This window comes from Staphylococcus sp. AntiMn-1 (assembly GCF_001663395.1).
GTDB classification, from domain to species: Bacteria; Bacillota; Bacilli; order Staphylococcales; family Staphylococcaceae; genus Staphylococcus; species Staphylococcus equorum.
This window is the reverse complement of sequence record NZ_CP012968.1, coordinates 176,129-189,940: the sequence shown is the minus strand read 5'-3', so window position 1 is coordinate 189,940 and position 13,812 is coordinate 176,129. Positions and strand designations below refer to the sequence as shown.

Sequence of the window (13,812 nt, the reverse complement as noted above, 5' to 3'; positions counted from 1 at the left end):
TAGAATGAATTCAGAAAGGAAAATGTTTTATGGGACAATTTTTCCCTTACGCATTCGAGAATAAAAGATATCACACTTGGAATTATCACTTAAAAAATAAATTCGGACAAAAGATTTTCAAAGTAGCAATTGACGGTGGCTTTGATTGTCCTAATAGAGACGGTACTGTAGCACATGGAGGATGTACTTTCTGTTCAGCTGCAGGTAGCGGAGATTTTGCAGGTAATCGTGTGGATCCAATCGATGTACAATTTCAACAAATTAAAGATAGAATGCACGAAAAATGGAGTGACGGTCAATACATTGCTTACTTCCAAGCATTTACAAATACGCATGCACCTGTCGAAGAATTACGTGAAAAATATGAAACTGCTTTAAAGGAACCGGGTGTTGTTGGCCTTTCAATAGGTACACGACCTGATTGTTTACCTGATGATGTGGTTGAGTATTTGGCAGAGTTAAACGAGCGTACATATTTATGGGTAGAACTTGGTTTACAAACAGTTCACCAAGAAACATCAGATTTAATCAATCGCGCACATGATATGCAAACATATCATGAAGGTATCGCCAAATTACGGAAACATAACATTAATATTTGTACACATATTATTAATGGTTTGCCAGGTGAAGACTATACAATGATGATGGAGACGGCTAAAGAAGTCGCTCAAATGGACGTCCAAGGTATTAAAATCCATTTACTACATTTACTTAAAGGCACACCAATGGTGAAACAGTATGATAAAGGCATGTTAGAATTTATGTCACAGGATGAATATACTAAATTAGTTTGTGACCAATTAGAAATTATTCCAAAAGAAATGATTGTTCATAGAATTACTGGTGATGGTCCGATTGATTTAATGGTAGGTCCAATGTGGAGCGTAAATAAATGGGAAGTACTGAACGAAATCGATAATGAACTTGGTCGCAGAGAATCATATCAAGGAAAACATTTTGAAAGTAAGATAAAATCATGAAATTAGAACGTATTTTACCATTTGCGAAAACGTTGCTTCAACAACATGTTACATCAGAAAGCATTGTCATAGATGCTACTTGTGGTAATGGCAATGACACACTTTTTCTTGCGCAACAAGTGCCTCACGGTAAAGTATATGCATTGGATATCCAAACAGAAGCTATTAGCAATACAAAACTAAAAACTGAAGGTTATCACAATGTAACGTTGATTCAAGATAGCCATGCACATGTAAAACAGCATATTCCAGATATTGAAGTTGGTAAAGTGGATGCTGCCATTTTCAATTTAGGATATTTACCTAAAGGTGATAAATCGATTGTTACCCAACCTGAAAGTACATTGTCAGCTATCAACGCAATTTTTGATATATTAGCTCCAGAAGGCATCATTATATTAGTGATTTATCATGGTCATGATGAAGGCAAGTTAGAACGTGATGCTTTAATTGATTATTTATCACAGTTTGACCAAACTAAAGCACATGTATTGCAATATCAATTTATTAATCAACAGAATAACCCGCCGTTTATCTGTGCACTTGAAAAAATTTAGACTGTGAATACCCCATGATTTCAAGGTATATTTCTTAACGCAACCACGGTTATTAACTATTTATTCGAAGATAAAATAACTATTTTAAATCTCAAACAAACCAAACTTGTATTATTTACGTTTAGTTTGTTTGAGATTTTTAATTACTATCAATGATTTAGCACGACTTCTGTGTGGAAGGAATGAGCTAAAGACTACAGCTAAAGCTAGCCCTGAGGAAAGTATGCACAAACCTTATTTATAATAAAATAAAAAAGACAAACAAAAGCCTCGGTATTTGACTACCGAGGCTTTGCTTATTCCCTATAAGTTAATGATAGATTTAAGACTAGTTTGAATGCTAGTTGATTTTGATTCAATTTCTTCTTTGAAGAAATTTAAAAGGCTTTCCCGTTGCGCTTTTAAATCTTCATTGAAATGAATGATAACTGTACGTTCGTCATTTTGTGGTCTTTCTTTAATGATCCACGCTTTTTCCACTAAATCATTATAAGTTCTTGTACGCTTATAAGATTTAATGTGTACAAAATCATCCATTTCCTTTAAAGTCATCGATCCTTCTTTCCAAAGTGTTAAAAGAATCAAAATTTCTTCTTTCGACATCTTGTACTGCTTTTGAACTTTGTTAAAGATATCTTCGATGTCATTCAACACCATTTCTAATCTTAAAACACCATCAACATTATCAGTAAATGTCTTCCCCATAGAATAATCCCCCAATCATAGTATAAAGTTAAACATGTAAAATTAATTTATCAAAAAACATCATTCTTAGTAAATAAATTCTTCACTGAATTAACATTAGAATTTTTAATAAAATTAATCTTATATACAGTTTAAATTTAAACTATGAATTATGCAATTATATGAGTTATTTTATTTTGCATTTCTTTCAAAATAGTGGCTGATTTTTCGAATAACTTGCGCTCATGGCTGTCTAGAGGCATTTCAAAAACTTTTACAGCACCTTCTTTATTTACTTGTGTTGGTACACCAATATAGACTTCTTCTTGGTTGTATTCACCCTCTAAATAACTAGAAACTGTTAATACAACATTTTGATTATTTAAAATTGCTTTAGTAATGTGTAGTAACCCCATTGCAATCCCATAATACGTCGCACCTTTTGCTTGTATTATATCGTAAGCTGCATCACGCGTGTTTGTAAAAATCTCTTCAACTCTGTGTTGCTTTTCAGGATCATCTTTTAAAAGTTGATATAAAGATTGACCAGCAATATTAGCTTGAGACCATACCGCTAATTCTGAATCACCATGTTCACCGATAATTTGACCATGCACGCTTCCTGATGAAACGCCAAATTCTTCAGCTAACTCATATTTAAAACGTGCTGTATCTAAAATTGTACCAGAACCTATCACTTTTTCTTTTGGTAAACCTGATACTTTGTATGTCACATATGTTAAGACATCTACTGGATTTGTAGCAATTAAGAAAATACCATCGAATCCAGATTTCATAACTTCAGAAACAATTCCTTTAAAAATTTTGGTGTTTTTTTCAATAAGATCTAAGCGTGTTTCACCTGGTTTTTGAGCTGCACCAGCAGTAATGACGACTAAATCTGCATTTGTACATTCATTATATGTACCTGCTTTGATTTTCACTGGTGAATCACCATATGGCGCACCGTGATTTAAATCCATGACGTCGCCCTTAACTTTTTCTTCGTCTAAATCAATAATTACTAATTCATCTGCAACACCTTGAGCTACTAACGCAAAAGCATAACTTGAGCCTACTGCCCCATCACCTATTAAAACTACTTTATTATTTTTAACTTGTTTCATTATATGACGCTCCTCACGTATTCAATCGTTAAGTTATTATTTATGATTTATTTCACAATATAAATATAACAGTATTCTATGAGTTTTTCAATAAAATTGTGATTTATTTCACAAAATTATTTCAACAACCTTCATTATAGCGTGGTACATACTCTTTATTCTAAATGATATTTTATAAGAAAAGCGTCAGATAACATTTTATGGTATCTGACGCTTTTCTTACTCTATTTTAGTGTGGTGATGCTTTTAATTAAGATACTTCATGTTCATCATGTACAATAAAGCCGTTATTGCTTGCACTATTATTTAAAAATGCCAATATATATCTCATTACTTCATCTCTTTCGGGTTCATTATGTACCTCATGATAAAGTCCTTCCCATGCTTTGAAATATAATTCATCCGTTTTCACTTTGTCTTTAATTAATTCCATTGTTGATGTATCTGCAACTTGATCTTCTAGACCATACATTAACAGTAGTGGTAACGGTTTAATATCAGTTAAATGTGTTACTGTTTCTTTCATAATTTCTATGATTTGTTTATACCAGTGATAAGTTACTTTCTGCAACATCAACTGGTCATTTTTTATTTCTTCAATTACTTCTTCGTTTCGTGTTAAGTCTTCAACCGTGATTCCCACTTTAAATCTTGTATCTTTAGCTACTTTACCTATATTTGAAATTATTTTATCTTTACGAGATTTATTACTCTTTTTAAATTCTAAAAGTGGAGATAAAAGCATCAAACCTTCAATTGGTACTTCTACTTTTTCAAGTAAATTAAGTGTAATTAAACCACCTAAACCGACACCTAACACGTAAGTAGGTATTTTATACTCATTCGCTATTCTAATCCACTCTAAAATATGCTCATGATATACATCAAAACTGTCAATTTGACCTTTGTTAGAACGTGACGTTTGCCCTTGGCCAGGTAAATCGCCCATAATAACATGATATCCATTTCGGCGAAGCATCGTAATTACATATGCGTATCTTCCCGTATGTTCAAGCATGTTATGTGCAATTACAACGACACCTTTAGCTTCCTTTTCGGTTTCCCATTTCCACATAATACATACTTCCCCTTCTCGTTAAATTTCATTATATTTATTGTATCAAAATATGATGTACTTTTTCCATTTTAAAGATAGCCATGGACGTGAAAAACTCAATTTGTTTTAAAAATAAAAAGCATCTTATAATCAACACTTTGCTATAAGTGTATTTAATAAAATAAAGTGTAATATATTCTATTGTAAACGATTTCATTCCCTTTAGATTCATGCTACACTTATATTGAAAGATCAGCTGTAAGCAGAATGGGAGGAATTAATATGCCAATTGTGAAAAATTTTTTTATCGGGTTATCTAACAACCCTTTTTTAAATAAGACTGCTAAGGAAATCGGTCCAATGCTCGGTGCTAATAAAGTGGTTGCTGGCAATACAATCGAAGCCTTATTAAACACAATTGAACGTCTAAACAGCAAGGGAATTACAGTTACTGTAGATTGCCTTGGAGAATTTGTTGTAACTGAAGGTGAAGCAATTCAATCAAAAGATCAAATATTAGAAGTGATGTACGCTATTTATAATAATAGCTTAGATGGTCACATGTCTATTAAATTAAGCCAGTTAGGCTCTGAATTTGATTTGGATCTTGCTTATCGCAATCTACGTGAAATATTATTAAAAGCGAATGAGTTTAATAATATGCATATTAATATCGATACTGAAAAGTATGATAGTTTATTTGACATCACGCAAGTGTTAGACCGTTTAAAAGGTGAATTCAAAAATGTAGGTACCGTAATTCAAGGTTATTTATATGAAGCTGATACACTTGTAGAAAAATATCCAGAATTACGATTGCGCATGGTTAAAGGCGCATATAAAGAAAGTGATACAATAGCTTATCAAACTAAAGAAGACATTGACGAAAATTACATACGTTTAATTGAAAAAAGATTATTAAACGCTAAAAATGTAACGTCAATTGCAACTCATGATGATAAAGTTATTACACATATAAAACAATTTATCAAAGATAATAATATCGAAAAAAATCAGTATGAATTTCAAATGTTGTATGGTTTCCGTACTGATTTAGCGGAGAAAATAGCTGGGGAAGGTAACAATTTCTGTATTTATGTACCATATGGGGATGATTGGTTTAGTTACTTTATGAGGCGACTAGCTGAACGACCTCAAAATTTAAATTTAATGTTTAAAGAATTAATGAAACCCGAAGTAATGAAAAAAGCGGGCGTTGTTACAGGTATAGTTGCAGCCTTTGGAGCAGCTAGTGCCTTAGTATATCGCCTTTTCAAAAAATAATAGTGAACAAAAAAGAATTGGACTTAACGAAATCGTTATTGTCCAATTCTTTTTATTTAGTAGAAACGCCTATATCCAGTTATATAAATGTTGACGTTTCAATCTTATTCTATTATATTTCTTTTAATAAATTAGCCATTTCTATTGCACTAATTGCTGCGTCTGCACCTTTATTCCCTGCTTTTGTGCCTGCACGTTCTACTGCTTGTTCAATATTTTCAGTTGTTACAACACCGAAGATAACTGGTGTATCAGCAACATCATTTGCCTTAGAAACACCTTTCGCCACTTCATTACACACATAATCATAATGAGAAGTAGATCCTCTTATTACACAACCTAACGTAATCACTGCATCATATTCACCTTTTTGAGCTAATTTCTTAGCTACTAATGGAATTTCAAATGCGCCTGGTACATATGCCACATCAATATTTTCTTTTGGTACTTCGTGTCGTACTAAAGTATCTTTTGCACCATCTAATAAACGGTTTGTAATAAAATCATTAAACCTACTTACAACAATTGCTACTTTTAAATCGGAACCTATTAATTTACCTTCAAAATTCATCCTATTGACCTCCTATATTAAATGACCCATTTTTTCTTTTTTCGTATCCATATAATCTTGATTAAATTTATTTGTTGGAACTACAAGATCAATTCTTTTATTAATATTCACACCATAAGTTTCTAGACTTTCAAATTTTTTGGGATTATTACTTAACAAATTCACGCTTTCAATGCCAAAATATTTTAAAATTCTCGCGGCGTCTTTATAATCTCTCAAATCTTCGTCGAAACCTAAAGCAATATTAGCTGTCACAGTATCATAACCTTGTTCAATAAGTTCATATGCTTTTAACTTATTAATTAAACCAATACCTCTACCTTCTTGAGGTAAATATAAAATAATGCCACCATGCTCACTTATATATTTCATTGAAGCTTCAAGTTGTTCACCACAATCACATCTTTGACTATGAAAAATATCGCCTGTCAGACAAGAAGAATGAATACGTACATTTTCTGTTTTCTTTATGTCTCCACTTACAATAGCCACAAGTTCTTCTTCATTCGTCTGAGAAGTAAAACCATACATATCAAACTTACCATGTTTAGTAGGCAACTTCACTTTTGCTTTTGCTTCTAACTTAGATGTTAATGATTTTCTATATGTTTCTAAATCTTCAATAGAAATCATTACAAGCGCATGCTTCTCCTTAAAGGCTTCTAATTCTTTACCTTTAGCCATAGAACCATCTTCATTCATAATTTCACAAATTAATGCTGCTGGTTTTGCGCCAGTTAGTTTAGCTAAATCTACAGATGCTTCTGTATGGCCACGTCTTTCTAACACACCATCATCTTGTGCAATTAAGGGGAATAAGTGGCCTGGTTTATTAAAATCACTAGCTGTTGCATTTTCCTCTATTAACGCTTTTGCTGTCATTGTTCTTTCTCCAGTACTGATACCTGTCGTCGTATTAATATGATCGACACTCACAGTAAATTGCGTACCATAGATATCAGAGTTATCATTCACCATTGGATTGAGTTCTAACTTTCCAGCTATACCTTTGCTAATTGGCGCACAAATGAGTCCTCTACCATATTTCGCCATGAAATTAACGGTATTATCTTGCATCCATTCTGTCACAGCTACTAAATCGCCTTCGTTCTCTCTGTTTTCATCATCAACGACAACAATACTTTTACCTTTTTTCAGTTCTATAAGTGCTGTCTCTATACTATCTAATTTCATACTACCCCTCCTAAAATCCAAATGCTCTAAGTTTTTCGGTATTTAATCCTGATTCATTATTACTGACAATTCTCTCTACATATTTGAATAACATATCAGTTTCAATATGGACCGGATCACCTACACGTTTTTGATTTAAAATTGTGGATCTTCGCGTTTCAGGAATGAGATGGATATCGAATTCAGCATCTTTTAATTGAAAAATAGTTAAGCTTACGCCATCTACAGTTATGGACCCTTGTGGCACCATTTGTTTAATAAGCGTAGTAGTAGGCTTAATTGTTACAATTTTAGAATTATCTGATGCTTGTATACGTGTAATCTTAGCTACTTCATCTACATGTCCTAGCACAAAGTGACCTCCAAAACGACCTTGACCACTCATCGCTCTTTCTAAATTCACTTCTGTAGATTGGTTTAAATGATTTAGATAAGTTTTATTTTCTGTACCTTTAATTACTTGTACAGAGAACGAATGCTTATTAAAATCAACAACAGTTAAACATGCGCCATTCACACTTATAGAATCTCCTATATGCATGTCTGATAAGATGGTCTCGCAATCAATTGTTAAGTTAACTACAGATTGTTGTGTCGTTATTTTTTTAATCGTGCCTATTTCTTCAACAATACCGGTAAACATGGTTATTCACTTCTTTCGCAACTCTAATTTAATGTTTTGCTCAAGCATTTGGGTATTAACAATTTCGAATTGTGGTACTTCTGATAATCCAAAAATATTTTTAGTTTGATAAAATTGATAATTACCAGAACCACCTATAATTTTCGGGGCATAATATAAGATAAGTTCATTCGTATATTGAGATTGAAGAAATGCTGAAGTTACGGTTGGACCTGCTTCTACCAATAATTTTCCAATTCCCTTTTGATATAAATCTATTAAAATATTTTCAATTGAACAATCAGTTAAAATAATAATTTCCACCTGTTCAATATCTGTTTTTAAGTTTTCATTTTGTGTATAAATCCAAATAGGTGTATGAGTATTTTTGAACATGTCTAATTCAAAATCAATTTGGCCTGATTGCGATAAAATTACTTTTGTTGGATGCTTACCTTCCTCAATTCGTGTTGTATATTGAGGGTTATCTGCATCTAATGTGCCTCTACCTGTAAGTACAGCATCATGCGTATGACGTAAGTTGAATACATCAGCTTTGACGGCTTTATTCGTAATCCATTTACTTTCACCTTCGTCAGTAGCCTGTTTACCGTCTAAACTACAAGCAACTTTAACTGACACTACAGGTACCTCTTTACTTTTGCTTATAAAGAAGTCTTTATACAAGTCTTCTGCTTCTGTATTATGACGAAATTCAACTTTTATTCCTGCGTGTTGTAATATTTCGTCACCGTTAGAGGGTAAAGTCGTATCTTTAACAGCATATATGACTTTCTTTATGCCAAAATCGATAATTTTATTCACACAAGGTGGCGTTGAACCAAAATGTGTACATGGCTCTAATGAAATAAATATAGTAGCATCTTTAGCTTCATCTTGTGCCATATCTAACGCTTGTACTTCAGCATGTTTATCGCCTTTTTTCAAGTGTGCGCCCATACCTACGATTCGGCCGTCTTTAACAACTACCGCGCCTACAGGCGGGTTTACACCCGTTTGACCACTTACCATTTTTGCTAATTGGATTGCATAATTTAAATATTGACTCACATTATCACCTCTAAATAATAAAAAACACCTGAAATAAAACATTTCAGGTGTGGGATATATATTGATATAACATCATTAGCTTCAAACTAAATACACTTATCCACTTTCAAATATAAGTGTATGCCAAATAAACACTTAAAAAGTGTCATTTTTGTTATACTTCATTCTTTCTCCCATCCAGACTTTACTGTCGGCTCTAGAATCTCACTAGATCAGCCACATTTGAATAATCAAATGCAGGTCGCAGGCTTTGTTTACTGCCGGTTGGGAATTTCACCCTGCCCCGAAAGAATATCTATGAAATTGTAAATAATGATTGAGTCAAGTAACTCTTATTAAGTTACATCAATATCGTACTACATTTTAGGCAGAATGACAATTCATATTATCTAAGTCGGCTTTATTTTCAACGTATTATTATTATTAAAATGCTTTAAATACTAATAAAAAAGCTTTTTACTCAAATTAATAAAAAATAAATTATTTTTTATTATGACTTTTATACGCTTTATAATTTAGTTATTATTAAAAAATTAAACTCTCACAAAATATACTGCTAAAGAATTCATTTTACAATCACTTATCTGCTAACAACTGATTTACTACGCTAACCGCTTGTTTAACTATCATAGCTACACCATTACGAGACTGATTGATTCCATTTGTTAGTTGACCTAATGCGTACATGTGTTTAAGAGTTCCGTAGCGTGGACTTATAACTTGATTTGTTTCAGCAATAATTTGGATACCACCAAGCGGATGTGCTTGTACAACCTGTCTATTTTCAAGATTTAAAATCAATTGATCATCACTATCAAGATCTGAAAGTTGCGTTTTTGAACCAGTAGCATTAATTACGACATCGAATTTATGAACTGCCTCTGTTTCATTTTTGTATTTGAAATAAAATTGGCTTGCTTCATACTGAACATTCTCTAAACCACTTTTAATTTCAATAGTCCCATTTTTAATATGATCTATTATTAATTTAGCCGTACGTGGAGGCATAGGATTAGAATTATCTTTTAATATAGATTGGTAATCTTTTAAAAATTGTTTTTGATCTTCTCTACTGAAACTATTCCATATCCAATTTAAATTTTCTTTTACTAATTCAAGTATACTTTGGAATGCCCCTAATTCAGTTTCGTGTTCTAAATCATATGTTAAATCCTTCACCGGGTCATTTTGTCTACGATGCACTAATTTTTCAATTGCAACATTATAATATGCACAATCTTTCAAAAATAAACTTAGCGCTTGTTCCAAAGGTACGTTTCCGAAATTTTCATTCTTTATTGCATTAAAATTTTCAGGTGTTAAGTATTTAAATTCAATGTCAGGCATTTCACCTCTTACACTTGGCAATTGACCTTTGCGACTAGTTAAAGTAATTGGTAATTTAGGATGATGTGCAGTAACATAACGAATTACATCTAAAGATGCTAAACCTGTGCCAATGATTGCAATTCTGTCAGTTTCATTTACATCATCTAACGTATTATAAGTTGGATAAGGTGTATGAATATATCCTTTTTTCCCTTTCAAATGATACGGGTCATGGTATGACATTGTACCAATTGTTAAAAATACAACATCATACTTTTGACAATTTGACATGTCTTTCGAAGTACAAACATAATATTTAACATCTATTTGACCTACATCAGCTTCAATGAAAACTTCTGACACTTCTTCTTTAATCATCTGGATATTTTCAAATTGGTGATTATATTTTTCTAAAAAATCTTTCATATAATGTCCAAATATAAACCTAGGTAAATACTCCGGGTTTGAAAACTTAAATATCGATTGTGATTTGTACCATTCATAAAACTCGCCTTGATTCTCTAAATTCAAAGTCATTTGTTTGGCAGGTACATTTATTAATAATTGATCACTGTCATTTTGAAAAGGTACACCTTGCCCCATATTTTTAGGATTATCGTACATGTCTATATTCATCGTTGCAAAATTATCATGTTTCACTAATTCTTTCAGCAAGCTTACACCTGCTGTGCCCATTCCTATGATAGCTATTCGCATTGTACACATCCTTATTAAATTTATTTATATTCATTATAGCAATGATTAACCTTATATTACATGCTAATCTATTCAACTATCGTACAATTTAGCGTTGTTATAATATTTTGATGAATATGTTAATATTAATATATTCATCAAAATATTATTTCTGTACTTATTTTAAGGAGCTAGACAATGAAATTTTCAAAACATTTATTTTTTTTAATTATAGCAAGCACAATATTATTATCCGGTTGTGGATTGCCAGGGCTTGGTGGTAGCCAGTCAAAGGACGAGATTAAAGTTTCAGCGTTGGCTACGAGTGAATCTCAAATCATGGCATATATGATAATAAACCTTATCGAACATGATACAGAAGGTGAAATTAAAGGTTCAATCATTAATAACTTAGGCTCAGCAACAATCCAGCATAATGCACTAATGAATGGCGATGCAGATATCTCGAGCACCCGATATACTGGAACAGATTTAGTGGGTGTCCTTGAGTCTGAGCCCATTACTGATCCTAAAAAAGCGATGGATTTAACTAAAAAGTTGTTTCAGCAAAAATTTAATCAGACCTTTTTTGATTCATATGGTTTTGAAAATACCTTTGCCTTTATGGTAACTAAAGAAACTGCAGAAAAATATGATTTACAGACTGTTTCAGATTTAGAAAAAGTAAAAGATGAAGTAGACGTAGGAACAGATACAACTTGGATTAAACGTGGTGGTGATGGATACGCACCTTTCCAAGAGCATTATGGTTTTGCTTTTAATTCAATTAAACCGATGCAAATTGGACTCGTTTACGATGCTTTGAAAAGCAAAAAATTAGATGTTGCACTAGGCTATACGACCGATGGTAGAATTGCAGCTTATGATTTAGTAGTACTTGAAGACGATAAAAAGTTCTTCCCAACATATGATGCAAGTGCTGTAGCACCAAACAAACTTTTAAAAGAGCAACCAGAAGTTAGGAAAGCACTTAATAAATTAAACGATAAAATAAGTACGGAGCAAATGCAAAAATTAAATTATGAAGCAGATGGAGAAGGCAAAGAACCAGCAGTTGTTGCAGAAGAATTTTTAAAAGAGCACAATTACTTTGAAAAAGAATAATGCACAGTATATGCACTTGTGAGTAGTTATCGATGTATCTTCAAACCCAATTAATGTTAATATGTTGGCATAGACTAGGAAGTGATAATATGAAATTTACTATAAAAGTGTTTATATCAGCACTCATGTTCTTCATTCTTATAAGCCAAAAAAATAAAATAGAATAACAATAAAGAGTTTCCAAAATTGGAGACTCTTTTGTATATATTATAATATTGGCAGTAATTTGGGCTGACTTTTGACTCGTTTATAAAGTACTAGCCGAAGATCACAGTCTAAGGTAGTGCCGCAGAAAGCCTGCACAAAAGACTGTCGACAAAGTCAGGGGCTTTGTCGACAACCTGATGGGAGTGGGACAGAAATCTATTTTTCAACAAGATTTCGTCGTATGAGACAGTTCGGCAAAGCTGACTAGAAAATGGAATACAAGAGTTGAAGCTCTTGCATAAGCACTACTTTTCTTCATAAATGAAGTAGTAGTTCTTTAAAAGCTTGATAAAAGCGCATTTTCAAATCAGTCAGCCACTGCCAATATAATAATTGAGGCTGATACATGTATTTTGTATCAGCCTCTTATCTACGTTCTCTTAATTTTCTATTGTAGTAGAAATTATTATTTCAAACGCTTATCTATTTTTTGTGTTTTTCATCATCTTTATAAACAAAATATTTATAATATTTGCCTTCTGTTTTCATATCTTCATAGAAATGAGCCATTAAAGTCGCATTACTTTCAGCCCACTTAATGTCTGTAGCATATTGATGTTCTCCTGGATTTTTAGGGTTCCATCTCATACTATAAAGCGTGTTTTGATCTTCATTAGATAAAAAGTGATCATGAATAAAGTTAGCCCCACCACTAATTGCTTTTTGTGGTGTGTCCCAGCCATGTTTTTTAGCATATTCTGAACCTGTTTTAATTGGATCTTCATCAAGTGCACCTACACCAAAGAAGTTATAATATTTTTTACCATCAATTTCTACACCACTTGCAAGTTCACTTTTAGCAGAGCCTGTTTCAAGTAGCGCATGTGAAATTAAATAAACTTCATTAACGTGCTTGTCTTGTGCGGCTTTTATAAAATCATCTGAATGCTCTAACAGTGTAGGGTTATCTATGAGCATACGTTTTATTCTATTTTCATCAATACCTTGATACTTATCTAATTCTAAAAATTGGTATTTTTGCGTATCACTTTCAATAAATTCACTACTATTCATCGCAGATTTTATCTCAGTAGATGACGCATCTCTCCATGTTTTATTATCTTTACTTGAAATTTGTTGGCTAGTATAATTATCGATTTGTTTTTTAGATGCTTTATCCAAAGTTACTTTAAGATTTTCCACTTTTTCTTGTTCGTCAACTTCTTTAAAAAAGATTTGATCTGAGATCATTGAAAAAACAACAACCGCAGCTACACCTAAGACTATCAATAAACCAATGATTGATAGAATTGAGCCTTTTTTATGCTTCGTCATGTTTACACCTCTTAGGTAATAATTAGGAAG

Annotated in this window: 13 protein-coding genes and 1 riboswitch; of the genes, 4 read left to right on the top strand and 9 right to left on the bottom strand. The window is 32.3% G+C overall.

The features are described from left to right. Positions 1-29 precede the first annotated feature (29 nt). Together AOB58_RS01090 and AOB58_RS01085 are read left to right on the top strand one after the other, a co-directional pair. A complete protein-coding gene (locus tag AOB58_RS01090; protein ID WP_021339041.1) occupies positions 30-983 on the top strand; it encodes a tRNA modification radical SAM protein MnmL/YtqA in 954 nt (317 codons plus the stop codon). Continuing rightward, complete coding sequence (locus AOB58_RS01085) at positions 980-1,540, top strand: tRNA 5-(aminomethyl)-2-thiouridylate-methyltransferase MnmM (RefSeq protein ID WP_064782820.1); 561 nt, start codon at positions 980-982, stop codon at positions 1,538-1,540. Before AOB58_RS01090 ends, AOB58_RS01085 begins: the two co-directional genes overlap by 4 nt. 303 nt (positions 1,541-1,843) lie before the next feature. Here AOB58_RS01085 and AOB58_RS01080 read toward each other — a convergent pair whose 3' ends face one another. The 3 genes from AOB58_RS01080 to AOB58_RS01070 form a co-directional block, all read right to left on the bottom strand. Further along, positions 1,844-2,245 (bottom strand): transcriptional regulator, SarA/Rot family, encoded by a 402-nt coding sequence (locus AOB58_RS01080; protein WP_021339039.1) that lies wholly within the window; start codon positions 2,243-2,245, stop codon positions 1,844-1,846. A 149-nt stretch (positions 2,246-2,394) separates the two neighbouring features. Continuing rightward, the gene (locus tag AOB58_RS01075) at positions 2,395-3,351 is read right to left on the bottom strand and encodes an L-lactate dehydrogenase (protein ID WP_021339038.1); all 957 of its coding nucleotides are present in this window, start codon (positions 3,349-3,351) and stop codon (positions 2,395-2,397) included. 250 nt (positions 3,352-3,601) lie between these two features. Further along, entirely contained in the window at positions 3,602-4,426 is an 825-nt protein-coding gene (locus AOB58_RS01070; protein WP_021339037.1) for an alpha/beta fold hydrolase, read from the bottom strand. A gap of 264 nt (positions 4,427-4,690) precedes the next feature. Between AOB58_RS01070 and AOB58_RS01065 the strand changes: the two genes are divergently transcribed. Beyond that, positions 4,691-5,692, top strand: coding sequence for a proline dehydrogenase family protein (locus AOB58_RS01065; RefSeq protein WP_002507293.1), 1,002 nt, complete (start codon positions 4,691-4,693; stop codon positions 5,690-5,692). Between the two features lie 112 nt (positions 5,693-5,804). Here AOB58_RS01065 and ribH read toward each other — a convergent pair whose 3' ends face one another. From ribH to AOB58_RS01040, 5 genes are all read right to left on the bottom strand, one after another. Further along, entirely contained in the window at positions 5,805-6,263 is a 459-nt protein-coding gene (gene ribH / locus AOB58_RS01060) for a 6,7-dimethyl-8-ribityllumazine synthase (protein ID WP_002507292.1), read from the bottom strand. Positions 6,264-6,275: 12 nt separating this feature from the next. Beyond that, a complete protein-coding gene (locus AOB58_RS01055; protein WP_021339036.1) occupies positions 6,276-7,457 on the bottom strand; it encodes a bifunctional 3,4-dihydroxy-2-butanone-4-phosphate synthase/GTP cyclohydrolase II in 1,182 nt (393 codons plus the stop codon). A gap of 10 nt (positions 7,458-7,467) precedes the next feature. Beyond that, a complete protein-coding gene (ribE, locus tag AOB58_RS01050) occupies positions 7,468-8,100 on the bottom strand; it encodes a riboflavin synthase (protein WP_002507290.1) in 633 nt (210 codons plus the stop codon). A gap of 6 nt (positions 8,101-8,106) precedes the next feature. After that, entirely contained in the window at positions 8,107-9,150 is a 1,044-nt protein-coding gene (ribD, locus tag AOB58_RS01045; RefSeq protein WP_021339035.1) for a bifunctional diaminohydroxyphosphoribosylaminopyrimidine deaminase/5-amino-6-(5-phosphoribosylamino)uracil reductase RibD, read from the bottom strand. A gap of 161 nt (positions 9,151-9,311) precedes the next feature. Then, positions 9,312-9,445: riboswitch (FMN riboswitch) on the bottom strand. A 281-nt stretch (positions 9,446-9,726) separates the two neighbouring features. Continuing rightward, on the bottom strand, positions 9,727-11,196 hold the full coding sequence (locus AOB58_RS01040) for an FAD/NAD(P)-binding protein (RefSeq protein WP_021339034.1): 1,470 nt from the start codon (positions 11,194-11,196) through the stop codon (positions 9,727-9,729). Positions 11,197-11,373: 177 nt separating this feature from the next. On the opposite strand from AOB58_RS01040, the gene AOB58_RS01035 reads away from it, so the two are divergent. After that, entirely contained in the window at positions 11,374-12,300 is a 927-nt protein-coding gene (locus tag AOB58_RS01035) for an osmoprotectant ABC transporter substrate-binding protein (RefSeq protein ID WP_021339033.1), read from the top strand. 630 nt (positions 12,301-12,930) lie between these two features. Here the strand turns inward: AOB58_RS01035 and AOB58_RS01030 are convergent. Beyond that, positions 12,931-13,782, bottom strand: coding sequence for a peptidoglycan release complex glucosaminidase SagB (locus AOB58_RS01030; RefSeq protein WP_002507286.1), 852 nt, complete (start codon positions 13,780-13,782; stop codon positions 12,931-12,933). Between the last annotated feature and the right edge of the window lie 30 nt (positions 13,783-13,812).

Bases quoted from the DNA above. Each gene is read 5' to 3' on its own strand.
- AOB58_RS01090 (WP_021339041.1), top strand. From the start codon at position 30: ATGGGACAATTTTTCCCTTACGCATTCGAGAATAAAAGATATCACACT.
- AOB58_RS01085 (WP_064782820.1), top strand. From the start codon at position 980: ATGAAATTAGAACGTATTTTACCATTTGCGAAAACGTTGCTTCAACAA.
- AOB58_RS01080 (WP_021339039.1), bottom strand. From the start codon at position 2,245: ATGGGGAAGACATTTACTGATAATGTTGATGGTGTTTTAAGATTAGAA.
- AOB58_RS01075 (WP_021339038.1), bottom strand. From the start codon at position 3,351: ATGAAACAAGTTAAAAATAATAAAGTAGTTTTAATAGGTGATGGGGCA.
- AOB58_RS01070 (WP_021339037.1), bottom strand. From the start codon at position 4,426: ATGTGGAAATGGGAAACCGAAAAGGAAGCTAAAGGTGTCGTTGTAATT.
- AOB58_RS01065 (WP_002507293.1), top strand. From the start codon at position 4,691: ATGCCAATTGTGAAAAATTTTTTTATCGGGTTATCTAACAACCCTTTT.
- ribH (WP_002507292.1), bottom strand. From the start codon at position 6,263: ATGAATTTTGAAGGTAAATTAATAGGTTCCGATTTAAAAGTAGCAATT.
- AOB58_RS01055 (WP_021339036.1), bottom strand. From the start codon at position 7,457: ATGAAATTAGATAGTATAGAGACAGCACTTATAGAACTGAAAAAAGGT.
- ribE (WP_002507290.1), bottom strand. From the start codon at position 8,100: ATGTTTACCGGTATTGTTGAAGAAATAGGCACGATTAAAAAAATAACG.
- AOB58_RS01040 (WP_021339034.1), bottom strand. From the start codon at position 11,196: ATGCGAATAGCTATCATAGGAATGGGCACAGCAGGTGTAAGCTTGCTG.
- AOB58_RS01035 (WP_021339033.1), top strand. From the start codon at position 11,374: ATGAAATTTTCAAAACATTTATTTTTTTTAATTATAGCAAGCACAATA.
- AOB58_RS01030 (WP_002507286.1), bottom strand. From the start codon at position 13,782: ATGACGAAGCATAAAAAAGGCTCAATTCTATCAATCATTGGTTTATTG.